This window comes from Hydrogenovibrio sp. SC-1 (assembly GCF_002848135.1).
Taxonomy (GTDB): Bacteria; Pseudomonadota; Gammaproteobacteria; order Thiomicrospirales; family Thiomicrospiraceae; genus Hydrogenovibrio.
Genome location: NZ_PKGB01000013.1, coordinates 31,943 through 57,117 on the forward strand (window position 1 = coordinate 31,943; position 25,175 = coordinate 57,117).

Below are 25,175 nucleotides of genomic sequence, written 5' to 3' on the forward strand. Positions count from 1 at the left end.
ATGTCATTACGAGAAGCTTTAGAACAATTATTAAGACGTGAAGATTTTACCGCTGAACAAATGCAAGCCGTTATGCAAGAACTTATGTCAGGTTCTGCCACGCCGGCACAAATTGCGGCGATTCTAATTGCGCTTCGAGCGAAAGGTGAAACAGTGACAGAGGTCAGTGCCGCAGCATCGGTGATGCGATCCTTAGCAACGCCTGTTCATATTGAACAGAAAACCCACTTAGTTGATACTTGCGGCACAGGCGGAGATGGCGCCAATACCTTTAATATTTCTACTGCATCGGCTTTTGTTTCCGCCGCTGCGGGGGCAAAGGTTGCTAAGCATGGTAATCGTTCGGTATCCAGTCAGTCTGGTAGTGCCGATTTACTGGAACAAGCGGGTGTCAATCTCAACTTAACCCCCGATCAGGTTAGCCAATGTGTGGAACAAGTTGGGGTTGGTTTTATGTTTGCGCCGGCGCATCACAGTGCGATGAAGCATGTGATTGGTGTACGCCGTGAAATCGGCGTCAGAACCATTTTTAATCAGTTGGGACCTTTGACGAATCCAGCACAGGCACCCGCACAGGTGTTAGGCGTTTATGATGCCGCTTTGCTAAGACCTTTTGCCGAGGTATTATCAAACCTGGGTTCTCGACACGTGATGGTAGTACATGCGGAAGATGGCTTGGATGAGATCAGTATTGCCAGTGTGACACAGGTTGTTGAACTTAAAGAGGGTCAGATTACCGAATGGCAAATTAATCCGGCAGACTTTGAGATACATCATGCGGATTTAACCGCCTTACAAATTCAATCTTCGGCAGACAGTTTGGAGATTATTCAAGCTGTTTTTGATAATCAACACCCTGCAGCAGTTGATATTGTCAGCTTGAATGCTGGTGCTTCCATTTATGTGGCAGGCCTAGCACCAACCTATCAAGATGGGGTCGCCAAGGCTCGTGCGGTGATTGCTGATGGCTCAGCCAAACAGCTTTTTGCTGACTTTATTAACCTAACCAACCAATTTAAATAGCAAAACGCCCAGGCCTGGGTGTTTTCTATGGCATTTATTTGACTAGAGACAAACCATGAATCAGACGCCAGATATTCTTAAGAAGATTATTTTTCGCAAGCTAGAAGAAATACAGCAAAACTGTGAAAAAACCCCCTTGCGCGAAATGAAGCAGAAGGCGTTGATGATGACGACCTCTCCGACGCGTGGTTTCGCTGATGCTTTGCAAGCGAAATTGGATCAAGGCCAATCAGCGGTGATCGCGGAAATCAAAAAAGCTTCGCCCAGTAAGGGTGTTTTACGTGATCCTTTTAATCCGGTTGAAATTGCACAGAGTTATCAAGCCCATGGCGCGGCGTGTTTATCGGTATTGACTGACCAGGACTTCTTTCAGGGGTCAAATGAATACTTACAAGCGGTTCGTGCTGCTGTGGACTTACCGATTATTCGTAAAGACTTTATTGTCGATGATTATCAAGTGTATGAAGCTCGGGTCATCGGTGCCGACTGCATCTTATTGATTGCAGCAGCCATTGGTGATGCTCAGTTGTACGAGCTAACAGAAACCTCAATGCAGCTGGGAATGGATGTGTTGGTTGAGGTGCATAATGAAGCTGAGATGGAACGGGCTTTACGTTTGCCATTACCGATGATTGGCATTAATAACCGTGACCTCCATACGTTTGATGTTTCATTAGAAACGACGATTCGAATGTTGGATATGATTGATGATGACCGAATCGTGATTACGGAAAGTGGCATTTTAACGCCAAAAGATGTGGCGACTATGCGCGCCCATCATGTCAACAGTTTCCTGGTCGGTGAAGCCTTTATGCGCGCTGACAACCCTGGTGAAAAGTTGGCTGAGCTATTTCAATAGCACTGAAAAGCCTGGACGCGGGGTCTAATACAAAGATCATTTACGAAATTGTTAAATTTATTCTGTTATATCAATCAATTAAAGATTAAATATTTTTATAAAAAAGACTTGCATTGTTCAAAAAAAGCGGAATAATACGCTGTCCTTTTTTCCAAAAGAAAAATGGTTATTTCCTCACCTAACGTTATGAAATGAAAGGTGGTTGGGGTTCATCAAACTATGCCTTTGTTTGTGAACTATTATTAATCATTCATCCGTATGCATTTCTTTTCTGCGGGTGTTTTATAAGGTACCTCTTAATGCCTAATTCAGAAAACGTCCTGGTCACGGGTAACGACCATTTTGAAGTGATTGAAAAAACCACTGTGATTGATGATAGCTGGCCTACTCATGATCAAGCAGTTGAAGATCAAACCCTGGACCATTTTATTTGCCGTGATGGCAAAACCTTTGCCGGAACCCATTTAATTGCCGATTTTTGGGGCGCATCTCATTTAGATGATTTACCACGAATGGAAAAAGCCCTACGTGAGGCGGTTGAAAGTGCCAAAGCCACTTTATTACATATTCATTTGCACCACTTTACGCCAAATGGTGGTATTTCGGGGGTGGCGGTATTGGCAGAATCTCATATTAGTGTCCATAGTTGGCCTGAACGCAATTACGCAGCATTTGATGTGTTTATGTGCGGTGACTCTGAACCTGAAAAGGCGATTGCTGTATTACAAGCCGCCTTTACCCCGACTCAGGTTCAAGTCGATAACCTAATGAGAGGAGAAGTGGTTGATGTCAGCTAGTACGCAAACAGCAAAAAAGTATCTAGAAACACTTTACCCTAGTTGGGGGCAGCAATTTGTTATTGACGAAGTGTTGTTTGAAGTGGATACAGGGCACCAGCATTTGGTTATTTTTAAAAATGATCAATGGGGCACTGTAATGGCATTGGATGGCGTGATTCAAACGACTGAAAAAGATGAGTTTATCTATCATGAGATGATGACACATGTGCCGATGCTGGCGCATGGCCATGCCAAAAAGGTGCTGATTATTGGCGGAGGCGATGGAGGTATTTTACGAGAGGTACTGAAGCATTCCTGCGTCGAGTCGGTGACCCAGGTAGAAATTGATCAACAGGTGATTGATATGTGTGTTCAGTATTTGCCGAATCATTCAGCTGGCGCATTTGAGGATCCAAAAGCCAATATTGTGATTGCGGATGGGGTTGACTTTGTCACTGACTGTGCTGAGCAGTTTGACGTGATTATTTCAGATTCCACCGATCCGATTGGCCCTGGAGAAGTGTTATTTACGTCGCGTTTTTACCAAGGGATTCAGCGCTGTTTAAACCCCGGCGGTGTGTTTGTAGCACAAAATGGGGTCAGCTTTATGCAAACCGATGAAGTGTTTACGACCTTTAAGCGATTGACGCCTTTATTTCAACAAGCCAGCTTCTATGCGGCGGCGGTACCCACCTATGTCGGAGGGATAATGACATTTGCTTGGGCAACCGATCAGGCGGCATTAAAACAACAACCATTGGCAGTGATTCAGTCTCGTTATGATGCTGCGGGGATTCAAACGCGCTTTTATACGCCAGAGCTTCACCTTGGTGCTTTTGCACTTCCCAAATATGTACAAGACGCGATGCAGTCTTAAAATCACACTTTTACTTTCAGGCAACCGTCTTTTGGAGCAAAAAATACATTGAATACAGCAGAACTTGTCCAGCATTTTGCAGAACAAACACACCCGGACGAATTAGAGCAATTTGACCGTTCGACCTTAAGGGATTTATTGAAAGCGCATGAGACGCCGTTTTTGGTGTTAGATTTGCAGGAAATTGAGTATCAATATTGCGCTCTACAGAAAGCATTGCCAGGGGTTGAGTTATTTTATGCGGTGAAGTCTTTTTCCCATCCAGCCGTCATTCGTCGATTGAAGAAGCTAGGAGGCAGTTTCGATCTAGCAACTTCTGGTGAAGTAGACTTGGTGAAAGGGCTTGGGATTGTGGGAGATCAATGCATTCATACCCATCCGATTAAGAAAGACCGTGAAATTCGTCATGCATTGGAATTTGGCTGTCGTCGTTTTGTGGTAGACAACCCTGACGAGGTGTTGAAGTTTATTCCTTATAAAGACGAAGTGGAACTGATGATACGCGTCAGTTTCCGAAGTCAGGATGCGACGGTGGATTTGTCTCGAAAATTTGGTTCTGCGCTGGAAGAATTACCAGGCCTGGTCAATTTGGCGGTGGAAAATGGTTTAACGGTGTCTGGCTTGTCATTTCATGTTGGATCTCAGTCATTGTCGCCTTTTGCGCAGGTCAATGCCATTCAAGCATCAGCGGCGGCGATGAAAGAAATGCGGCACGTCCATTGGAAATGGTTGGACATAGGCGGCAGTTTCCCCGTGTCCTATCAGGGGCCAGTCATGCCGATTGAAGACTTTTGCGCGCCGATTGTGGAGGCGTTATCTGTCTTGCCCAAGTCGATCAAGGTGTTTGCCGAACCTGGACGGTTTATTTCCGCGCCGTCAATGATAGAAGTGGTTAGTGTGGTTGGCAAAGCTAAACGCGGTGCACGTACTTGGTATTATTTGGACGATGGGGTATATGGTGCCTTTAGTGGCCAGATGTATGATCATGCGAAATATCCGGTAGCCCCTTTAAAGCCGTTTGACCCAACCGGTGATTTTTATCCCAGTGTTTTGGCAGGGCCAACTTGTGACAGCATTGACGTGGTCGATGAAGATATCGAACTCCCTGATTTGGCGGTGGGCGATATATTGATTGCTAAACAAATGGGGGCTTATACCATTGCATCTGCTTCGGAATTTAACTATTATCCAAAGCCTAAGGTGGTGGTCGTTGAAGATTTAATCGAACACCCAGAAGACGAATAAGGAAGAGAATATGACCACACAGGTAAAATGGCAGGGCGGATTATCATTTGAGGGAACGACAGAAAGTGGGCATTCCATTTTAATGGATGCAGCGCCGGAGGTCGGGGGTGAAAATAAAGGCGCTCGTCCGATGGAGCTGGTCTTGCTGGGGTTGGGCGGTTGTACCAGTATTGATGTGATTATGATGTTGCAGAAAGCCAAACAAGCGGTTGAAGACTGTCAGGTCGACATTACATCTAAGCGTTCCGAAACCGTGCCGAAAGTCTTTACCAAAATTCATGTCCATTTTATAGTAACGGGACAGGATCTAAATCCGAAGAAAGTCGAACGAGCGGTGAATCTGTCGGCGGAAAAATATTGCTCGGTTTCAAAAATGCTCGAAGCCTCGGTTGAGATGTCGCACGATTTCGAGATTATTACGCTCTAATCCTTCACCAAAGGAGGCGCTATGAATGGGTTGATTCATGCATTATTGCTTGATGGTCAAGGGGGTGCTCAATCATTGCCTTGGTCGGCTGTTGAGCAGTGGCGCCCTGAAGACGGTGAATTATGGCTGCACTTTGATTATGCTACCGCAGATGTAAAAACGTGGTTTCAAAGCCAAGATCAATTGGATGAGGCTATTATTGAGACGCTGTTAAGTGGTGGTTCACGCCCTAGATTTAGCCCGCAGGAAAACGGGGTGTTTATTGCATGGCGCGGGGTGAACTTGAACCCGCAATCAGACCCAGATGATATGGTTGCATTGCGTTTGTGGCGAGACGAACATCGACTGATTTCAACCAGGAACCGGCAATTGTTGGCTGTCAGAGAAATGGTGCAGGCCTTAGAGAGAGGTCAAGGCCCCCGCACCACGGCGGAAATTCTAGTGGAATTGGCATCCAATATGACATCAAAGATAGGTAAGGTACTCGGCGATTTTGATGAGCAAATGGCAGAACTTGAGGAGTTGGTGATTGATTCTCGTCAAGTGACGTTGCGATCAGAATTGAGCGAGTACCGTCGTCATGTCATGGCTATGCGGCGCTATATTGCGCCACAAAAAGAAGCGCTATCGGCATTCTCAATGGAAAAGCTCGCCTGGTTAACCGGCAGTGAGAAGGTTCAGCTTCGAGAAGTGGTGGATCGGATAACACGACATTTAGAGGACTTAGAGCTATTACGGGAAAGGGCTATAATCGCTCAAGAAGAACTGCAGAACCGAATTTCAGAAGAGTTAAATAGTCGGTTATATGTGTTATCCGTGATTACGGCAATCTTTCTACCGTTGGGATTCTTTACCGGGTTATTTGGAATCAATGTCGGCGGGATGCCAGGTACCGAAAATGCCAGTGGGTTTTGGTACGTCGTCTCGGGTATGGCGTTGCTGTTGGTTCTTCAGTTGGGCTATTTTCGCTGGCGACGTTGGCTTTAATCAATCGCCCTGTTTGCCAGTTGCTCAATCAGTTTCATAAACGCCTTGACCGAAGTGATCGATGCGGTTTCATTCATGGTGTGATAGCCCGTGGTCGGAATTTGAATGGTGGTGCCGTGAACCAGTCCATCGGCGTTGGCTGTGATGCGACCGAGTTCTGTTCGACCTAACCCTAATCTGGGGGTGTCAGGGTTGAGGCTTTGTTGATTGAGTTGCTCAATGTATAGATCTTTAAAGCTAAAAGAAATGCCTTGCTCCGCACAGATGCGTGCCACCGCTTGGGTGGTTTCAGGGTGAAAATGGGCATGCTCATCTCTATTGCGAAGCACAACCGACTGTTTATCAGCTTCTTCTCGGTTGCGATAGGGACTGGTGTCTAGTACATACAAGTTGTTGGTGGATTCTCCAAATCGGCGATACCATTCAAGTAAATAGCGCCAACTGCCACCGGACTCTTCTTCAGCGGTAAAAAAGGCGGTACCTTGATAGCCTCGACTAAATAGGTGTACCAACATTGCAGCGGTTAACACATTATCCAATTGACCGGATAAGAAGGTGTCGTCAGTTCGCAATCGGTCCTGAAAGCCAACCGGGGTGCCAGCTACCAAGTGTTCCAAGCCATCGACTTCAAAAATTAGATTTTGGCGAAATTCACAGATATAGGCATTATTAATGGTGCCAGACCCACGATAAGCACCTGACCAAGGTTCATAAGCCAGTACAGGGGTATTCTCAAAGCGATTCATTAGAGTGAGTTTGAGTTCGTTACCCACATCATTGCCGAGCAAGTTGGTCACTTTTCCAGCAACAAAGGCAGCAAATTGAAACTCATTTGGCCCAGTGCAAACTAAACCATGACGATCAATGTGACTAGAAAAATGACAACTATCCGGTTGTGAGCCCTGAGCAACCAGTAAGCCCTCATACCAGGTCACCTTTGCACCCCTTTCTTCAAGTTCTCGTTGCAATACTCGAAAAAAAGCATGTTCCGCTCCGACAACGCTGGGTTGCCTGATTAAGGCTTTAAGCAAGTCTAAGAAGTCACTGAAATCATCCATTATTGGTTACTCATGCTGAGGCTGTTGAAATTGAAAGTGTATCCTAACGCTGATTGAAAAGTGAATATATTGATGAGATGAATGAATCTATAGTCAAACTAAAATGGGAATCAATTGTGGATTTGAATCAATCACGCTGCGCGGAGGAATGGAGTCGATTAAAATAGCAGCAGTTTGTCGAAAAATAAATGGCAAGAATGCACCCAGAAAAGGAGAGTTGGATGCGTTATCACTTTAAGTATTTGTGGTTTAGAGATCGAACAGAAGACGTGGTGTTTATTAACCATCACGCGGTTCGCTTAAGAGCCGGCCTGATGTTGTTGTTACCGGTCTATATGATTACGGTATTACTGACAACCGTGAATGCGTCGACATGGACCGTGTTTACGAATGGTCCAATGGAAGAAACCTTTGAGCTGACTGAAGATCTTCGAGTCATTTTTACTGTGCAAGCTTATAAGACTGCATTCGATTATACGGTGCCGACTTGGGTGCTGTTTTACGGACTGTTTGAAATGTTGTCCGGTATGTTTATTAAGACGGCCTATTTATCACCGACAGTACATCTTGCAACCTATCTAACAAGAAATATTCCGCCCAAATGGGAACCGCTAAAACCCAAACGGTTTGCTTGGCTAATTGGGGCGCTATTGATTTCATCGTGTTTACTCTTTTTTAATCCTGATAGTTTTGCGCGATTTGTAAATGGCGTCAGCGGGATGGAATTATTGCCGACCACGTCGAATTGGATGCCGTTTTTCATTCCGCTATTGGTGTGGGTGTGTTTTGGGTTGATGTGGTTAGAGGCCACGTTTGGCTGGTGCTTGGGCTGTAAGTTGCATTGGTTACTGGCCAAGCTGGGGATATTTAAACGACATTGTTATGATTGTATGAATGTGGATTTTGCAGAGAAAGCTTGGATAGAGGAGCGTAAGCGTTTGGAAGCAGAGCTTGAGCAGGCGCAACAAAAATGACCAGGCCTGGTCATTTTATATGTGATTCGCTACCCAGTTGACACGTTTCTGTTGTCTAGTTTATGTCAGCCAATGCTTGAGTGACGGCTTTGCAGATACCGGTGGTGAGTTGGTTGAGCTGGGTCGGTGGAATATTGTATGCCGGCATGGTGTAAATTAACTTGCCAAAAGGACGAATCCAAATATTTTCGGCGACAGCCAGTCGTTGAATGGTCTCGCCTAAATCAGATCGTTCCAGTTCAATCACGCCAATAGCTCCAAGTACCCGTGTATCTTTTACCCCATTAACCGATTTCAATGGCAACAGTGTTTGCTGTAGCTGCTGTTCGATTTGAGCAATATTGGTTTGCCAAGGCGAGTCAAGGAGAACATCAATATTGGTCGCGGCTGCTCGGCAAGCCAGCGGATTAGCCATATAGGTGGGGCCGTGCATTAACAACCCCGGGTTGCCTTCGCTAATCGTTTGACTGACCTGTTCTGTCGCTAAGGTCGCGGCTAGGGTGATATGGCCACCCGTTAGGGTTTTACCCAGTGCCATAATGTCTGGGCAGATATTGGCCCACTCACAGGCAAATAATTTGCCTGTTCGGCCAAATCCGGTGGCAATCTCATCCGCAATGAGCAAGACATCATAGTCATCACAAAGCTGTCGAACTTGACGTAAGTAGTCCGGTCGATAAAAACGCATGCCTCCAGCGCCTTGTACGATCGGCTCTAAGGTGACAGCAGCGATCTCATGGTGATGTTGTTCAAGCACCTTTTTAAACGCATCAATATCTTGATTGTCAGAGTCAATATCGAACCCCATCCGAGGGGCAGGGGCAAAAAAATGCGGGGTTAGGTTGTCCGCAAACAGGGTGTGCATGCCGTTGTCAGGATCGCAAATTGCCATAGTGGCAAAGGTATCACCGTGGTAACCATGTTTGAGTGCCAGTAACTTATGCTTCTGTGGCTGGCTTAAACTGATCCAATATTGCAGCGCCATTTTAATCGCCACTTCCATGGCCACAGAGCCAGAGTCAGTAAAAAAGACTTTTTGTAATGGTTCCGGTGTCAGTTTGATCAACCGTTTTGCTAACTCAATTGCCGGTTCATGGGTTAAGCCACCGAACATAATATGGGGCAGCGTTTCAATTTGTTCAATCATGGCTTTTTGAATACGAGGGTGATTATAGCCATGAAGCGCCGCCCACCAAGAACTCATGCCATCAACCAATTCTTGCCCATTACTAAGCGTTATGATTGAGCCTTGTGTTTTGGTGACGGCCAATGGTTGAATCGGGTTGGGCATTTTGGCATAAGGATGCCAAATATGAGATTGATCAAATTGAAGGTTTGCAGTCCAGTCTGTCATGGCTTTCCTCGTGTTGTGTTTCATCTTATTATACAAGCTTAGCGATAGGTGGCGATATTCGGTTAAAAATGGCCAGGCCTGGTCATTTTGGCTGCCAGTCCAAGGCATTTAAGGTGTTTTGAAAAGAGGTTTCTAGTGGGCTAGTTAACTCTATGGGGTGTTGGGTTTCTGGGTGCGTAAAGTTTAACGCTGTGGCCGCAAGGTAGAGGCGATGGTAGGAGTGCAATTCATTAAAAAAATGATTGTGATGGCGGTCGCCGTATTGAACATCGCCAATAATGGGGTGGTTAATATGGTTTAGGTGCCGGCGAAGCTGGTGCTTTCGACCGGTTTTTGGGCGCAGTTTAACTAGGCTGTAGCGTTGACTTGGATAACGCCCGATTGCATGATCGACTTCGCAAGTGGCCATGCATTGATAATGTGTGATCGCCATTTGCGGTGGCTTGGGTTTTTTATTGGGTTCGGCAATCGGGTCAATTTTATATTTCAACGCATGATCGATTACGCCTGAATCGGCTATCCATCCACGGCAGATTGCCAGATAGTTTTTTTGAATCTGGTGTGACAGGAATTGTTCGCTTAGGTGGCGTGCATACGCCGAGCTGAGTGCAAATAATAAGATGCCAGAGGTGGCTTTGTCCAAGCGGTGAACTGGGTAAACACGCTGTTGAATCAGGTCTTCCGTTAAGTTGACGGCAAATTGGGTTTCATGTCGATCAATCGCAGAAGGATGAACCAACAATCCTGCTGGTTTATGAATGGCGACAATGGCATCGTCTTGATAGATATTGTGAAGTTGTGTTAGGTCACAATGCGTTTGCATAAAATATTGAACTTTCTAATTCAGGTAAATGTGAAGAAAACACATTGTAAGGTAAAAGTGAATTTGTTGGGTGGCTGGATAAGGAAATTTACAGAAATCCGGGAACTGAATCCTTATTGGATTCGTCTGGGAGGGGAATTGATAAAAAAACGGATTTTTGCTTGACACTAAGGGATTTTCAATTAAAATACGCCCATCAATTTGATTGGGAGGGTTTCCCGAGCGGCCAAAGGGGGCAGACTGTAAATCTGCTGGCAACGCCTTCAGTAGTTCGAATCTACTACCCTCCACCATTCAATTTGTTTTACATTATGCGGGTATCGTATATTGGCTATTACCTCGGCCTTCCAAGCCGATGAGGGGGGTTCGATTCCCCCTACCCGCTCCAATTCTAGGCTCTCTTTGTTATTTTGTTTTAGGACAAATTAGTAGTGAGGGCCTTTTTAATATTTGCTCTCATAGCTCAGTAGGTAGAGCGCATCCATGGTAAGGATGAGGTCATCGGTTCGATTCCGATTGAGAGCTCCATTTATTTCATCATGGCGGGCGTGGCTAATCGAAGTCTGTCGCTGTTTTTAACGGAGTTTGCATCATGGCAAAAGAAAAGTTTGAACGTAGTAAGCCGCACGTAAACGTTGGTACGATTGGTCACGTAGACCATGGTAAAACAACTCTTACAGCGGCATTAACGATTGTACAAGGCAAGAAATTTGGTGGTTTAGCTAAAGATTATGCCTCTATTGATAACGCACCAGAAGAGCGTGAGCGTGGTATCACTATCTCTACAGCACACGTAGAGTATGAATCAGAAACTCGTCACTATGCACACGTTGACTGCCCAGGTCACGCCGACTATGTTAAAAACATGATTACCGGTGCGGCACAAATGGATGGTGCAATCCTAGTATGTTCAGCAGCAGATGGCCCAATGCCACAAACGCGTGAGCACATCCTACTATCACGTCAGGTTGGTGTGCCTTACATCGTTGTTTTCCTAAACAAGGCTGACATGGTTGATGATGAAGAGTTACTAGAGTTGGTTGAAATGGAAGTTCGCGAACTACTAGACGCTTATGACTTCCCAGGTGATGATACGCCAGTTATCATGGGCTCAGCTCTAAAAGCTATCGAAGGTGATCAGTCAGATATTGGTGAACCAGCAATCGGTCGTCTAATTGAAGCGCTAGATGAGTACATTCCTACTCCAGAGCGTGAAACTGACAAGCCATTCCTAATGCCAGTAGAAGATATCTTCTCAATCCAAGGTCGTGGTACGGTTGCAACCGGTCGTGTTGAAACTGGTGTGATCAAAGTTGGTGAAGAAATCGAAATCGTCGGTATTCGTCCAACGACTACGACAACTGTAACCGGTGTAGAAATGTTCCGTAAGCTTCTAGATCAAGGTGAAGCAGGGGATAACGTTGGTATCTTATTACGTGGTACTAAGCGTGAAGATATCGAACGTGGACAAGTACTTGCTCATAAAGGTACTGTGACGCCACATACCAAGTTCGAAGCTGAAGTATATGTACTGTCAAAAGATGAAGGTGGTCGTCACACACCATTCTTCCAAGGTTACCGTCCACAGTTCTACTTCCGTACAACGGATGTAACAGGTGCATGTGAACTACCAGCAGGAACAGAAATGGTTATGCCTGGTGATAACGTTCAAATGACAGTTACCCTAATCAACCCAATCGCCATGAACGAAGGTCTACGCTTCGCGATTCGTGAAGGTGGTCGTACAGTTGGTGCGGGTGTTGTTGCAAAAATCCTTGAGTAATAGAATAACTCAAATAGCACTTGCTAAATAAAAAAGGGGATTGTATAATCCCCTTTTTTTTCGAGTGCTGAAACATTAAATGTTTCTTTCTTAGGGGTATAGCTCCAATTGGTAGAGCACCGGATTCCAAATCCGGGTGTTGGGGGTTCGAGTCCCTCTACCCCTGCCAAATTCTTTACGGCTCGTTTGTTAAACGGGTCGTTTTTATTTTAGATATTAAGTAGTTATGAGTCATAAAGCAGATAATTCAACAAGTACCAGTTTATTAGAAACGCTAAAGCTGTTTATGGCAGTGGCAATCCTGATTGCAAGCTTTATTGGATATTATTATTACGCAGATGCGCATGCAGTCATTAGAGTGCTGGGTGTGTTGGCGGGTGTAGCAGTCTCTGCTTTTGTGTTTTATCAGACAGAAAAGGGTAGTGCGTGGTTTCAGTATGTCTCTCATGCAAAAAAGGAAGTTAAGCAGGTTATTTGGCCAACTCGCCCTGAAACCGTGCAAATGACGTTGATTGTGTTTGTTGTCGTCATTATTATGAGTATCTTTTTATGGTTGGTTGATATGTTCTTTTTGTGGGCGGTTCAATTATTAACAGGGCAGGGTGGTTAGTATGGCTCAAAGATGGTATGTCGTTCATGCCTATTCCGGATATGAGAATAAGGTCAAGAAGGGGATAGAAGAGTATGTTGAGCGTGCAGGTTTAGCAGATGCCTTTGGTAAGATCCTAGTTCCGTCTGAAGAAGTTGTTGAAATTCGTGATGGTAAAAAAAGAACCTCTGAAAGAAAGTTTTTTCCTGGTTATGTCCTGGTTGAGATGGAGTTGAATGATGATACTTGGCATTTGGTGAAAAGTGTCCCTCAGGTTATGGGGTTTATTGGCGGGACTTCAGATCGTCCGGCACCTATCTCAAAGCGTGAAGTAGATCGCATTCTGCAGAAGGTTGAAGAAGGGGTTGATAAGCCTAAGCCTAAAGTTATTTACGAGCCAGGCGAAATGGTTCGTGTTATTGATGGTCCCTTTAATGACTTTGAAGCGGTTGTTGAAGAAGTTGACTATGATAAAAACAAGCTACAAGTATCAGTATTGATTTTTGGTAGATCTACTCCGGTTGAGTTAGAGTTTACCCAAGTCGAAAAAAGTTAATGAGAGCTTACGGACAGTAAGCGTTTTTAAACCCCTGGGAAGTCGCGAGACGTTATACCCATAAGGAGAAAACAATGGCAAAGAAGATTCAAGCCTATATTAAGTTGCAGGTTCCTGCTGGAAATGCAAATCCTAGTCCACCAGTTGGTCCTGCGTTAGGTCAGCATGGTGTTAATATCATGGAATTCTGTAAGGCGTTTAATGCGCAAACACAGTCTATGGAAAAAGGTTTGCCAATCCCTGTTGTAATTACGGTTTTTAATGATCGTAGTTTTACCTTTATTACTAAGACTCCGCCAGCATCAATTTTGCTGAAAAAGGCTGCTGGTATTCAAAAAGGTTCTGGTGTTCCTAATTTGAATAAAGTTGGAACCGTTACACGCGCTCAGTTAGAAGAAATTGCGAATGTGAAGATGGCGGATTTAAATGCGAACGATTTAGATGCGGCAGTCAATATTATTGCTGGCTCTGCACGCAGCATGGGTCTAACGGTAGAAGGGTGATAAAGATGGCGAAATTAACTAAAAAACAAAAAATGATTGCCGAGAAAGTCGATTCCCTAAAAGCGTATGATGCAATTGAAGGGTTTAAATTGGTATCTGAATTGGCGACAGCGAAATTTTCAGAGTCTGTTGATGTAGCTATTAAGCTTGGTATTGACCCTCGTAAGTCGGATCAAGTGGTGCGTGGTGCGAGCGTTATGCCAAACGGTACCGGTAAAGATGTTCGTATTGCGGTGTTTACAGGTGATGCCAATGCAGAAGCAGCTAAGGCAGCTGGTGCGGATTTTGTTGGTATGGATGAGCTTGCTGCTGAAGTTAAGGGTGGCATGATGGATTTTGATGTTGTTATCGCGTCTCCTGATGCTATGCGAGTCGTTGGTATGTTAGGTCAAGTGTTAGGTCCTCGTGGTCTGATGCCAAACCCTAAGACAGGGACTGTAACACCTGATGTTGTTGGTGCAATCCAAAAAGCAAAATCTGGTCAGGTTCGTTTCCGTGCAGATAAAGCGGGCATCGTTCATGCGTCAATTGGAAAGGTGTCGTTTGACCCAGAAAAATTAAAAGAAAATTTGAATGCTTTGATTGATGATCTAAATAAAGCAAAACCATCTGCTGCAAAAGGAACTTATATGAAAAAAGTTTCTATCTCAAGCACGATGGGTCCAGGTTTGGTTTTAGATCAGTCGTCATTGTAAATTGAATTTTACGGTTAAGCCGTAAAGTGCGAATCGGGTTGCCTTGAATTAAGTTGTACTTATGTGAGCGCGCCCATCGCAGACCGTAGGCGAATACTGATGTGGTATTCTTAATAGATTTAAGCCTACGTAGATGGTTGGTTTGATTGATTTCAAACCGTATTGGAGGTTATATGGCACTCAATATCAATGATAAGAAAGCCGTTGTTGAAGAGGTTTCTGCGCTTGTTTCAGAAGCTGGTTCAATGGTAGCGGCTGAGTATCGCGGGTTGACAGTGGCACAATTAACTGAGCTTCGTGCAAATGCTCGAGCAGCAAACGTAACCGTTCGTGTTGTAAAAAATACATTGGTTCGACGTGCAGTTGCTGGAACTAAGTTTGAAGATATGGCTGACACTTTTGTTGGGCCACTTGTTTTTGCTTTCTCTGGTGAAGAGCTTGGGAATGCAGCAAGAGTCTTTAAAGATTTTGCGAAAGACAATGAAGCTTTGGTAGTTAAGTCCTTGTCTATTGGTGAAGGTGTAATGGATGCAAGTCAGCTTAATGCGGTTGCGGCATTACCTACATATGATGAAGCGCTTAGTAAGTTGCTTTATGTTATGAAAGAACCTGTTGCCAAGTTGGCTCGTGGTTTGGTCGCTGTTAAGGACCAAAAAGAAGCTGAAGCAGCTTAATTCAGAATAGTAACAATTTAATTTTTAAGGAATTACAAAATGGCAATTACAAAAGAAGATATTTTAGAAGCCGTTGCGAACATGTCAGTAATGGAAGTTGTTGAACTTGTAGAAGCAATGGAAGAGAAATTTGGTGTTTCTGCGGCTGCAGTTGCAGTTGCAGGTCCTGCAGGTGATGCAGGCGGTGCTGCTGAAGAGCAAACTGAATTTGATGTTATCTTGACTGGCGCTGGTGCTAACAAGGTTGCAGCAATCAAAGCAGTTCGTGGCGCGACTGGCCTAGGCTTGAAAGAAGCTAAAAGTGCGGTTGAAAGTGCACCATTTACGCTTAAGGAAGGTGTTTCTAAAGAAGAAGCTGAAGCCCTTGCTAATGAGCTTAAGGAAGCTGGAATTGAGGTTGAAGTTAAGTAATTATTACTTACTCAGCTCTTGAAGCATGACAATGGCTGACGTTTTTTGCGTCGGCCTTTTGTTGTTTATAGTAGTGTGTAAAAGTGTAATCAATCGTTTGTAACTGTTATTACAGTTTTATGCATTTTTGGAAAAGAAAATTTTCCGTTATTAAAATAATGTTGGGGTAATTGATGGCCTATTCTTTAACTGAAAAGAAACGTATTCGTAAAGACTTTGCGACACGTTCTTCTATTCTTGAAGTTCCTTATCTTCTGTCTTTACAGAAAGAATCCTTTAAAGATTTTTTGCAAAAGGATAAAAAACCACTATCACGTGATGTTGCTGGATTGCATGCAGCATTTACATCGGTCTTTCCGATCCATGGTGTTGCTGGTACAGCTGATCTTGAGTATGTTAGCTATACGCTAGGACAGCCTGAATTTGATGTTAAAGAATGTAAGCAACGAGGTGTGACTTACTCGTCCCCTTTGCGCGTAAAAATGCGTTTGGTCCTATATGATAAAGATGCACCAGCCGGTAAGCGTCCTGTAAAAGATGTTAAAGAGCAAGAAGTCTATCTTGGTGAGCTCCCATTGATGACGGAGAATGGAACTTTCGTAATTAATGGTACAGAGCGCGTTATCGTGACTCAGTTGCATCGTTCTCCTGGGGTTATTTTTGATAGTGATAAAGGGAAGTCACACTCATCTGGTAAAGTCCTTTTTAATGCACGAATTATCCCTTACCGTGGTTCTTGGTTAGATTTCGAGTTTGATCATAACGATTGTGTGTTTGTTCGTATTGATCGTCGTCGTAAGTTACCTGTCTCAATTATTTTAAGAGCGATGGGTTATAGCACTGAAGAGATTTTAGATGCGTTCTTTGATCATACTGAGGTCAGTTATCAAGCCAAATCAAAAAACTATGTTATGAAATTGGTGCCTGAGCAAATTAAAGGGCAGTCTGCTGCATTCGACATTAAAGTGGGTGAAGAAGTTGTTGTCGAAGCTGGAAAGAAAATTACCGCTCGTCACTTGAAACAGTTGAAAGAGTTTAAAGCGAAAGAGATTGTTATTCCGGATGAATATCTCGTTGGCAAGGTACTGTCATCAGGTATTACAAATGAAGCGACAGGTGAATTAGTAGCGCGATCTAATGAAGTAATGACCGCAGAGCTGATTGAAAATATCAAAGTGATCAAGGATCTATCATTTAGAGTGTTATTTATTGATGACCTTGAAAACGGTTCCTATATTTCGGATACATTGAACCTTGATCATGCTACCTCACAATTAGAAGCCCAGATTGAGATTTATCGTATGATGCGTCCGGGTGAGCCACCAACAAAAGAATCTTCTGAGGCGTTATTTAATAGCTTGTTCTTTGATGAGTCACGCTATGATTTATCTGCCGTCGGCCGGATGAAATTAAATAGAAGATTGGGTCGTGAGGAAAATGACGGCAGTTTGGTTCTAGAAAATGAAGATATTATTGATGTCGTTAGAGAGTTGTTAAATATTCGTAATGGTCATAGCACGATTGACGATATTGATACGCTTGGGAATCGTCGTATCAGAGCGGTTGGCGAAATGGCTGAAAATGCTTTCCGTGTCGGTCTCGTTCGAGTTGAAAGAGCGGTTAAAGAACGATTGAATCAAGCTGAAACAGATGGCCTATTACCACAAGACTTGATTAATGCGAAGCCTGTTTCTGCTGCGATCAAGGAATTCTTTAGTTCGAGTCAACTGTCTCAGTTTATGGATCAAGTTAATCCATTGTCTGAGATTACGCATAAGCGACGTGTTTCTGCATTAGGGCCAGGCGGTTTGACGCGTGAACGTGCAGGGTTTGAGGTGCGTGATGTTCACCCAACGCATTATGGTCGAGTTTGTCCAATTGAAACGCCAGAAGGGCCAAACATTGGTCTGATTAACACCTTGGCGATTTATGCTAAAACCAATCAATATGGATTTTTAGAAACGCCTTATCGAAAAGTTATTAATGGGCAGGTGACAGAAGAAGTTGAATATGTTTCTGCTATTGATGAAGGGCAGCATGTCATCGCACAAGCAAGCGCGGCGATGGATGCAGATAATAATCTTTTAGATGAGCTGGTTACAGCTCGTCATAAAAATGAGACAGTTTTAGCGGCATCAAAAGATGTTGACTATATGGACGTTTCTCCTAAGCAAATTGTCTCGGTTGCCGCTTCACTGATTCCATTCCTAGAGCATGATGATGCTAACCGGGCCCTAATGGGATCGAACATGCAGCGTCAAGCGGTGCCCACTTTGCGTGCTGATAAGCCTTTAGTCGGTACAGGAATTGAGAAGACAGTTGCAATTGATTCCGGTGTTACCGTGATCGCTTCGCGTGGTGGAGAGGTGGTTTCATCAGATGCGTCACGCATTGTTGTAAGAGCCAATCAGGATGAGATTGCAACGGGTGAGACGGGTGTTGATATCTACAACTTGATTAAGTATCAGCGTTCTAACCAAAATACCTGTATCAATCAAAAACCGATTGTCAAAGCTGGCGATATCGTTAATCGTGGTGATGTCTTGGCTGATGGACCATCGACAGATTTAGGTGAGTTGGCCATTGGTCAAAATATGCGCATCGCCTTCATGCCTTGGAATGGCTATAACTTTGAAGATTCGATTTTAGTATCAGAGCGAGTGGTCCAAGAAGATCGTTATACCTCTATTCATATTGAAGAATTGACGTGTCTTGCTCGTGATACCAAGCTAGGGCCTGAGGAAGTCACAGCTGATATCCCGAATGTAGGTGAAGCAGCATTATCACGTTTAGATGAGTCTGGTATTGTTTATGTCGGTGCGGAAGTCAAGCAGGGTGATATTCTGGTTGGTAAAGTAACGCCTAAGGGTGAAACGCAGTTGACGCCAGAAGAAAAGCTGTTAAGAGCCATATTTGGAGAAAAAGCATCAGACGTTAAGGATACTTCTTTACGAGTTAGTAAAGGGGTTGAGGGAACGGTTATTGATGTCCAGGTCTTTACACGTGAAGGTGTCAAAAAAGACGCGCGTGCTATGTCAATTCAAGAAGATGAGTTGCAAAAAGTCCGTAAAGATATCGATGAGCAATACAAAATTCTCTTGTCAGATACACTCGACCGTATCAAACAAATGCTGGTTGGTAAGTCATTGGTTGATGGCACAGAAATTACGAGTGACTACTTGGATTCAATGGATTCTTTGAAGTGGTTTGGATTAAATGTTGCGGATGATACCGTTGCAGAAACACTAGAGTTGCTAGAAAAGCAATTAGCCGCTAAGAAAGAAGAGCTGAACGCAGCCTTTGAAGAGAAGAAGAAAAAGTTAACACAAGGTGACGACTTACAGCCGGGTGTTTCTAAAATGGTTAAGGTCTATGTGGCGGTCAAGCGTCGAATCCAGCCAGGTGATAAGATGGCAGGGCGTCATGGTAACAAAGGTGTTATTTCAAGAATTTGTCCTGTTGAGGATATGCCTTATGATGAAACAGGTCGTCCAGTCGATATTTGTTTGAACCCATTAGGGGTTCCATCACGGATGAACGTGGGTCAGATTTTAGAAACACACTTGGGTCTCGCTGCAGAAGGCTTGGGCTCTAAAATAAATGCTATGTTAGAGCAGCAAGCGGATGTGAAGACGATCAAAGGGTTTTTACATAAAATCTACAATGAGACACAAGGACAAAGTGTCGATTTTGATTCTTTAACTGAGAATGAGATTTTAGAACTTGCGAGCAACTTGCGAAAAGGTGTTCCAATGGCATCGCCCGTGTTTGATGGCGCGTCTGAAGCCGAAATCAAAGCCTTGTTGAGATTAGCTGATTTACCTGAGTCTGGTCAAATGGTGTTGTTTGATGGTGTGACAGGTGAGCAATTTGATCGTCCAGTCACCGTTGGATATATGTACTATCTTAAGTTAAATCACTTGGTTGATGACAAGATGCATGCCCGTTCGACAGGACCTTATAGCTTGGTTACTCAGCAGCCTTTAGGCGGTAAAGCACAGTTTGGTGGGCAACGATTCGGTGAAATGGAAGTGTGGGCCTTAGAAGCTTATGGCGCAGCCTTTACACTACAAGAGATGTTGACCGTTAAATCTGATGATCTGAACGGACGAACAAGAATGTATAAAAATATCGTCGATGGTAATGAATATATGGAGCCGGGTATTCCTGAATCATTCAGTGTATTACGCAAAGAAATTCGTGCCTTAGGGATTGATATTGAGTTGGAGCAAGAATAATGAAAGATTTATTAGGTTTTCTAAAAAAACAAAACGTTTCAAGTGAGTTTGACACGATTAAGGTCACCCTTGCTTCACCTGAAAAAATTCGTTCTTGGTCATTTGGTGAAGTTAAAAAGCCAGAAACCATTAATTATCGTACGTTCAAGCCTGAAAGAGATGGCTTATTTTGCGCCAAAATCTTTGGGCCAATCCGTGATTATGAATGTTTGTGTGGTAAGTATAAGCGTTTAAAACATCGTGGCGTCATTTGTGAAAAATGTGGTGTAGAGGTTACACAGTCCAAAGTCAGACGAGAAAGAATGGGTCATATTGATCTAGCAACCTCCGTTGCGCACATCTGGTTCCTAAAGTCATTGCCCTCACGGATTGGGTTAATGTTGGACATGACGCTTAAAGAAATTGAAGCTGTCTTGTACTTCGAAGCCTTTATGGTCGTCGATCCAGGTTTAACGCCCTTAGAACCATGGCAGCTATTAAGTGAAGAAGAATACTTAGATGCGATGGATGAGTATGGTGATGAATTTGAAGCACAAATGGGTGCTGAAGCCATTAAGAAAATGTTGCAGGCAATCGATTTGGATGCTGAGGCTACCAAGCTTAGAGAAGAGATGGAAGCGACAAGTTCTGAAACAAAACAGAAGAAAATTTCTAAGCGATTGAAGTTGGTGGATTCATTTTTACAGTCTGGCAATAAGCCTGAATGGATGATTTTAGATGTATTGCCAGTTCTGCCACCTGAATTACGTCCTCTGGTTCCGTTAGATGGTGGTCGTTTTGCAACTTCTGATTTGAATGACTTGTATCGTCGTGTTATCAATCGAAATAACCGTTTGAAGCGCTTATTAGATTTGATGGCGCCTGACATCATTGTTCGTAATGAAAAACGTATGTTACAAGAGTCAGTTGACTCAATGTTAGATAATGGTCGCCGTGGTAGAGCCGTTACAGGAACCAATAAACGTCAGTTAAAATCCTTGGCCGATATGATTAAAGGTAAGCAGGGGCGTTTCCGTCAGAACCTGTTAGGAAAGCGTGTCGATTATTCAGGACGTTCTGTTATTGTTGTTGGTCCGACGCTAAGATTACATCAGTGTGGTTTGCCTAAGAAAATGGCATTGGAACTGTTTAAGCCTTTTATCTTTAGTAAGCTTCAAAAGCGGGGATTAGCAACGACGATCAAAGCCGCTAAAAAAATGGTTGAACAAGGCTTGCCAGAAGTCTGGGATGTTTTAGATGAAGTCATTCGCGAGCATCCAGTTTTATTAAACCGTGCTCCAACACTTCATAGACTGGGTATTCAAGCGTTTGAGCCAGTATTAATTGAAGGTAAGGCGATTAACTTACATCCTTTAGTCTGTTCTGCATTTAACGCTGACTTCGATGGTGACCAAATGGCTGTGCATGTGCCATTGTCATTAGAAGCACAACTTGAAGCACGTACGTTAATGATGTCGACTAATAACCTATTGTCACCAGCAAATGGTGATCCAATTATTGTGCCATCTCAAGATGTTGTACTGGGTTTGTACTATATTACACGTGAAAAAATTAATGCCATTGGTGAAGGTAAAGCCTTTTCTAACTGGATGGAAGTGCAAAGAGCACTTGATGCAAAAATCGTCCACATTCATACACGCATCAAACTTAAAGTTGAAGAGACTGTTATTGATGATGCAGGTATTGAGTCTGTCAACCGAGGAATTGTTGAGACGACAGTCGGTCGTGCATTATTGCTAAGAATTCTGCCAAAAGGATTAGGGTTTGACTTAATTAATCTTAACCTGACAAAGAAAAATATCTCAAAAGCTTTGAATGCTTGTTACCGAATTTTAGGTCCTAAGGAAACGGTTATTTTTGCAGATCAGTTAATGTACGCTGGTTTTAAATGGTCAACCCTTGCAGGTCTATCTTTCTGTTCTGATGATATGTTAATTCCTGATGATAAGCCGGGGATTATTTCAAAAGCGGATGAGCAGGTTACTGAAATTCAAAGACAGTTTGCACAAGGTTTAGTTACAGAAGGTGAGCGTTATAACAAAGTTGTTGATATTTGGTCGCATACCAATGAGTTAGTTACTAAGTCAATGATGGAAGAATTGCAGTTTGAAACTGTTAAAGATGCAGAAGGAAATGACGTTAAGCAAACTTCCTTTAACTCTGTTTATATGATGGCAGATTCCGGTGCAAGGGGGTCTGTTGCACAGATGCGTCAGCTTGGTGGGATGCGTGGTCTGATGGCGAAGCCAGACGGATCTATCATCGAAACGCCAATTACGGCAAACTTCCGTGAAGGTTTGAACGTTCTTCAGTACTTTATTTCAACACATGGTGCTCGTAAAGGGTTGGCCGATACAGCATTGAAAACTGCGAACTCGGGGTATTTAACCCGTCGTTTGGTTGATGTTGCTCAGGACGTTGTTGTTACCGAGGACGATTGCGGTACAGAAAGCAGTATTACGATGTCTTCTCACGTAGAAGGTGGTGATGTTGTTGAAGAATTAAAAGAGCGTATATTGGGTCGTGCCGTTGCAGAAGACGTTTATACGTTGGATGGTGATTTGATTGTCGCCAAGGATACCTTGTTAGACGAACGTTTGGTCAATATCATTGACGAATCGGGGATTGATTCTGTAAAAGTACGCTCTCCTATCACTTGTGAAACAAAATTTGGTATTTGTAAAAAATGTTACGGACGCGACCTAGCTAGAGGTCATATGGTTAACCTAGGTGAAGCAGTAGGTGTTATGGCTGCACAGTCGATTGGTGAGCCTGGTACTCAGTTAACCATGCGTACATTCCATATCGGTGGTACCGCATCTGCATCAACCGCGCAAAGCCAAGTTGAAGTTAAGCATGATGGCAAGGTTAAGTTTGATAACTTAAAAACCATTAAAAACTCAGAAGAGCAAGTTGTTGTAACGTCAAGATCTGGTGAGATTTCAATCCTAGATTCCCTAGGTCGTGAAAAGGAACGTTATAAAATTCCATACGGTTCTATGTTGAATGTGAAAGATGGTATTGATGTTTCTTCTGGTAGTATTCTTGCAACTTGGGATGCACATACCCATCCAATTATTACCGAGGCTGAAGGGATCATTCAATTTGGTAATTTTGAAGGAGCAGTTGAAGAACATACAGATGAACTAACCGGGTTGACAACCCATGTTGTTAAAAGTGCGAAAGAACGATCTTCAGCAACTAAAGAAGTTCGTCCAACCATTCAAATTATCGATGAAAATGGCGAAATTGTTCCTTTCCCGGGAACGCAAACGCCAGCCATGTATTACTTGCCTGAAAACTCAGTTGTAGTTGTTAATGCGAAGGAAAAAGTCGGTGCGGGTGATATTCTTGCGAGGATTCCACAGGAGTCTTCGAAAACAAAAGATATTACGGGTGGTTTACCGAGAGTAGCTGACTTGTTTGAGGCCAGAGTTCCTAAGGAGCCTGCAATTATGGCAGAAGTCTCAGGGGTTGTTAGCTTTGGTAAAGAAACAAAAGGTAAGCAGCGTCTTGTGATAACGCAAGATAGTGGTGAGCAACATGAAACTCTTATTCCAAAATGGCGTTCTGTTGATGTGTTTGAAGGCGAGCGTGTTGAGAAAGGGGATGTTGTTGTTGATGGAAATCCAAATCCACACGATATCCTGAGACTGCTTGGTGTTGAACGCCTAACAAAATATATCGTAGACGAAGTTCAAGATGTTTATCGATTACAAGGTGTAAAAATTAATGATAAGCACATTGAAACTGTTGTTCGACAAATGCTTCGTAAAGTTGAAGTTAAAACAACGGGTGATACACCTCTGATAAGAGGTGAGCAAGCTGAGTTTGCGCGTGTGCTTGAAATGAATGAAAAGGTCGCTCAAGAAGGTGGGGTTGAAGCAACCTATCAACGCGTTTTATTGGGTATTACCAAGTCATCATTAGCAACAGAATCCTTCATTTCTGCCGCTTCTTTCCAAGAAACAACACGAGTGTTGACTGAAGCAGCAGTAAGTGGGAAACAAGATAAGCTGGTCGGTTTAAAAGAAAATGTTATTGTTGGGCGACTGATTCCGGCTGGAACAGGGTTTGCCTATCATAAAGCACGCAAAGCCGCAGCTGAAAAAACACAAATTGAACTCGCAACATTTATGTCACGCAATTCAGCAGATGTAAATGATGAGGAATCGATCGAAGATTCGATTACTTTACCTGCAAGTGAAATTGAATAAGCATGAATTTCGTTGAATGATTTCATAAACTTGTGCTTGACATTGTGAATGAGGGTCACTAAAATCCCTCAACCTTACACATGGATGATTTATGTCCATGATTTTTTAGTAATTAAGATTTTAATCTTAAGATGGAGTGAGAATTAATGGCTACTATTAACCAGTTGGTGCGTAAGCCGCGTAAAGATAAAGTTAAAAAATCAAATGTTCCTGCCTTAGAGGCTTGCCCTCAAAGACGTGGAGTCTGTACGCGTGTTTATACAACAACCCCTAAAAAGCCTAACTCTGCCCTACGTAAAGTTGCACGTGTACGCTTGACCAATGGATATGAAGTTTCTAGTTATATCGGTGGTGAAGGTCACAACTTGCAAGAACACTCCGTGATATTAATTCGCGGTGGTCGTGTAAAAGATTTGCCTGGTGTACGTTATCACACAGTTCGTGGTTCATTAGATTGTTCTGGTGTTGATGGTCGTAAACAAGGTCGTTCTAAGTACGGTGCGAAGCGTCCTAAAGGCTAATAGTCGTCTTTAACATACGTTCGCAATTAATTAGTGTAAATTTATACCGGAAGAGTAAGAATGGCAAGAAGAAGAGAAATACCTAAAAGACAAGTATTACCAGATCCTAAGTTTGGAGATACTACATTAACAAAGTTCGTTAACATGATTATGGTTAGCGGAAAAAAAGCAGTCGCTGAAAAAATCGTTTATGGTGCATTGGATGTCGTAGTCGATCGTAAAAAAGGTGGCGCACACGCAGAGCTTCTAAAAGAAGCGCTTGAGAATGTTGGACCTATGGTTGAGGTTAAATCCCGACGAGTTGGTGGTGCAACGTATCAGGTGCCAGTTGAAGTTCGTTCAGAAAGAAAGATGGCTCTTGCGATGCGCTGGGTTGTTGAAGCGGCTCGTAAGCGCAGTGAAAAAGGCATGATGTTGCGTTTAGCTGGTGAGCTTTCTGATGCATTAGAGAACCGTGGTTCTGCAATTAAGAAAAAAGAAGATACGCATCGGATGGCTGAAGCGAACAAAGCTTTCTCACATTTTCGTTGGTAATCTGAAATGGGCCCTGTTAAGGGCCTTTGTTATTTTAGACTTAAACAT

Annotated in this window: 22 protein-coding genes and 4 tRNA genes; 23 read left to right on the forward strand and 3 right to left on the reverse strand. The window is 43.4% G+C overall.

Going from position 1 to position 25,175, the window contains the following annotated elements; all coding sequences use genetic code 11:
- The 7 genes from trpD to CYQ88_RS08025 all read left to right on the forward strand — a co-directional run bounded on the left by trpD (position 1) and on the right by CYQ88_RS08025 (position 6,197).
- Positions 1–1,023, forward strand: a complete 1,023-nt coding sequence (trpD, locus tag CYQ88_RS07995) for an anthranilate phosphoribosyltransferase (RefSeq protein WP_101840838.1) — start codon at positions 1–3, stop codon at positions 1,021–1,023.
- Positions 1,024–1,078: 55 nt separating this feature from the next.
- The gene (gene trpC, locus CYQ88_RS08000; protein ID WP_101840839.1) at positions 1,079–1,882 is read left to right on the forward strand and encodes an indole-3-glycerol phosphate synthase TrpC; all 804 of its coding nucleotides are present in this window, start codon (positions 1,079–1,081) and stop codon (positions 1,880–1,882) included.
- A gap of 299 nt (positions 1,883–2,181) precedes the next feature.
- Positions 2,182–2,679, forward strand: a complete 498-nt coding sequence (speD, locus tag CYQ88_RS08005; protein ID WP_101840840.1) for an adenosylmethionine decarboxylase — start codon at positions 2,182–2,184, stop codon at positions 2,677–2,679.
- A complete protein-coding gene (gene speE, locus CYQ88_RS08010) occupies positions 2,669–3,538 on the forward strand; it encodes a polyamine aminopropyltransferase (protein WP_101840841.1) in 870 nt (289 codons plus the stop codon). The genes speD and speE overlap by 11 nt, the downstream gene beginning before the upstream one ends.
- 48 nt (positions 3,539–3,586) lie before the next feature.
- Positions 3,587–4,783 (forward strand): type III PLP-dependent enzyme, encoded by a 1,197-nt coding sequence (locus CYQ88_RS08015; protein WP_101840842.1) that lies wholly within the window; start codon positions 3,587–3,589, stop codon positions 4,781–4,783.
- 10 nt (positions 4,784–4,793) lie between these two features.
- Positions 4,794–5,210: an OsmC family protein gene (locus CYQ88_RS08020; protein ID WP_101840843.1), complete on the forward strand. Its 417-nt coding sequence runs from the start codon at positions 4,794–4,796 to the stop codon at positions 5,208–5,210.
- Between the two features lie 21 nt (positions 5,211–5,231).
- Positions 5,232–6,197 (forward strand): zinc transporter ZntB, encoded by a 966-nt coding sequence (locus CYQ88_RS08025; RefSeq protein ID WP_101840844.1) that lies wholly within the window; start codon positions 5,232–5,234, stop codon positions 6,195–6,197.
- Here CYQ88_RS08025 and CYQ88_RS08030 read toward each other — a convergent pair.
- The gene (locus tag CYQ88_RS08030; protein ID WP_101840845.1) at positions 6,194–7,255 is read right to left on the reverse strand and encodes a peptidase M42; all 1,062 of its coding nucleotides are present in this window, start codon (positions 7,253–7,255) and stop codon (positions 6,194–6,196) included. The genes CYQ88_RS08025 and CYQ88_RS08030 overlap by 4 nt on opposite strands.
- Positions 7,256–7,443: 188 nt before the next feature.
- Here CYQ88_RS08030 and CYQ88_RS08035 point away from each other — a divergent pair, with 188 nt between their 5' ends.
- A complete protein-coding gene (locus CYQ88_RS08035; protein ID WP_233188845.1) occupies positions 7,444–8,229 on the forward strand; it encodes a DUF4395 family protein in 786 nt (261 codons plus the stop codon).
- Positions 8,230–8,284: 55 nt separating this feature from the next.
- Here CYQ88_RS08035 and bioA read toward each other — a convergent pair whose 3' ends face one another.
- Together bioA and CYQ88_RS08045 are read right to left on the reverse strand one after the other, a co-directional pair.
- A complete protein-coding gene (gene bioA, locus CYQ88_RS08040) occupies positions 8,285–9,583 on the reverse strand; it encodes an adenosylmethionine--8-amino-7-oxononanoate transaminase (RefSeq protein ID WP_101840847.1) in 1,299 nt (432 codons plus the stop codon).
- A gap of 82 nt (positions 9,584–9,665) precedes the next feature.
- Positions 9,666–10,406, reverse strand: a complete 741-nt coding sequence (locus CYQ88_RS08045; protein WP_101840848.1) for a pseudouridine synthase — start codon at positions 10,404–10,406, stop codon at positions 9,666–9,668.
- A gap of 208 nt (positions 10,407–10,614) precedes the next feature.
- Between CYQ88_RS08045 and CYQ88_RS08050 the strand changes: the two genes are divergently transcribed.
- From CYQ88_RS08050 to rpsG, 15 genes are all read left to right on the forward strand, one after another.
- Positions 10,615–10,699: transfer RNA gene (locus tag CYQ88_RS08050), tRNA-Tyr, on the forward strand.
- A 20-nt stretch (positions 10,700–10,719) separates the two neighbouring features.
- Positions 10,720–10,794: transfer RNA gene (locus CYQ88_RS08055), tRNA-Gly, on the forward strand.
- Positions 10,795–10,858: 64 nt separating this feature from the next.
- Positions 10,859–10,934: transfer RNA gene (locus tag CYQ88_RS08060), tRNA-Thr, on the forward strand.
- 64 nt (positions 10,935–10,998) lie between these two features.
- The gene (gene tuf, locus CYQ88_RS08065; RefSeq protein WP_101840849.1) at positions 10,999–12,189 is read left to right on the forward strand and encodes an elongation factor Tu; all 1,191 of its coding nucleotides are present in this window, start codon (positions 10,999–11,001) and stop codon (positions 12,187–12,189) included.
- Positions 12,190–12,281: 92 nt separating this feature from the next.
- Positions 12,282–12,358 (forward strand) — tRNA-Trp (locus CYQ88_RS08070).
- Between the two features lie 57 nt (positions 12,359–12,415).
- Positions 12,416–12,799 (forward strand): preprotein translocase subunit SecE, encoded by a 384-nt coding sequence (gene secE / locus CYQ88_RS08075; RefSeq protein ID WP_101840850.1) that lies wholly within the window; start codon positions 12,416–12,418, stop codon positions 12,797–12,799.
- Position 12,800: 1 nt separating this feature from the next.
- Positions 12,801–13,334, forward strand: a complete 534-nt coding sequence (nusG, locus tag CYQ88_RS08080; protein ID WP_101840851.1) for a transcription termination/antitermination protein NusG — start codon at positions 12,801–12,803, stop codon at positions 13,332–13,334.
- A 74-nt stretch (positions 13,335–13,408) separates the two neighbouring features.
- A complete protein-coding gene (rplK, locus tag CYQ88_RS08085) occupies positions 13,409–13,837 on the forward strand; it encodes a 50S ribosomal protein L11 (RefSeq protein ID WP_101840852.1) in 429 nt (142 codons plus the stop codon).
- A gap of 5 nt (positions 13,838–13,842) precedes the next feature.
- Positions 13,843–14,532, forward strand: coding sequence for a 50S ribosomal protein L1 (gene rplA / locus CYQ88_RS08090; protein WP_101840853.1), 690 nt, complete (start codon positions 13,843–13,845; stop codon positions 14,530–14,532).
- 173 nt (positions 14,533–14,705) lie between these two features.
- Positions 14,706–15,206 carry a 50S ribosomal protein L10 gene (gene rplJ, locus CYQ88_RS08095; protein WP_101840854.1) on the forward strand — a complete coding sequence of 167 codons (501 nt, stop codon included), beginning with the start codon at positions 14,706–14,708 and terminating at the stop codon, positions 15,204–15,206.
- A gap of 39 nt (positions 15,207–15,245) precedes the next feature.
- Positions 15,246–15,617 carry a 50S ribosomal protein L7/L12 gene (gene rplL, locus CYQ88_RS08100; RefSeq protein WP_101840855.1) on the forward strand — a complete coding sequence of 124 codons (372 nt, stop codon included), beginning with the start codon at positions 15,246–15,248 and terminating at the stop codon, positions 15,615–15,617.
- A gap of 173 nt (positions 15,618–15,790) precedes the next feature.
- Positions 15,791–19,855: a DNA-directed RNA polymerase subunit beta gene (rpoB, locus tag CYQ88_RS08105; RefSeq protein WP_101840856.1), complete on the forward strand. Its 4,065-nt coding sequence runs from the start codon at positions 15,791–15,793 to the stop codon at positions 19,853–19,855.
- Positions 19,855–24,072, forward strand: a complete 4,218-nt coding sequence (rpoC, locus tag CYQ88_RS08110) for a DNA-directed RNA polymerase subunit beta' (protein WP_101840857.1) — start codon at positions 19,855–19,857, stop codon at positions 24,070–24,072. Before rpoB ends, rpoC begins: the two co-directional genes overlap by 1 nt.
- A 146-nt stretch (positions 24,073–24,218) precedes the next feature.
- On the forward strand, positions 24,219–24,593 hold the full coding sequence (gene rpsL, locus CYQ88_RS08115; protein ID WP_101840858.1) for a 30S ribosomal protein S12: 375 nt from the start codon (positions 24,219–24,221) through the stop codon (positions 24,591–24,593).
- Positions 24,594–24,653: 60 nt separating this feature from the next.
- The gene (rpsG, locus tag CYQ88_RS08120; RefSeq protein WP_101840859.1) at positions 24,654–25,127 is read left to right on the forward strand and encodes a 30S ribosomal protein S7; all 474 of its coding nucleotides are present in this window, start codon (positions 24,654–24,656) and stop codon (positions 25,125–25,127) included.
- Positions 25,128–25,175: the final 48 nt, after the last annotated feature.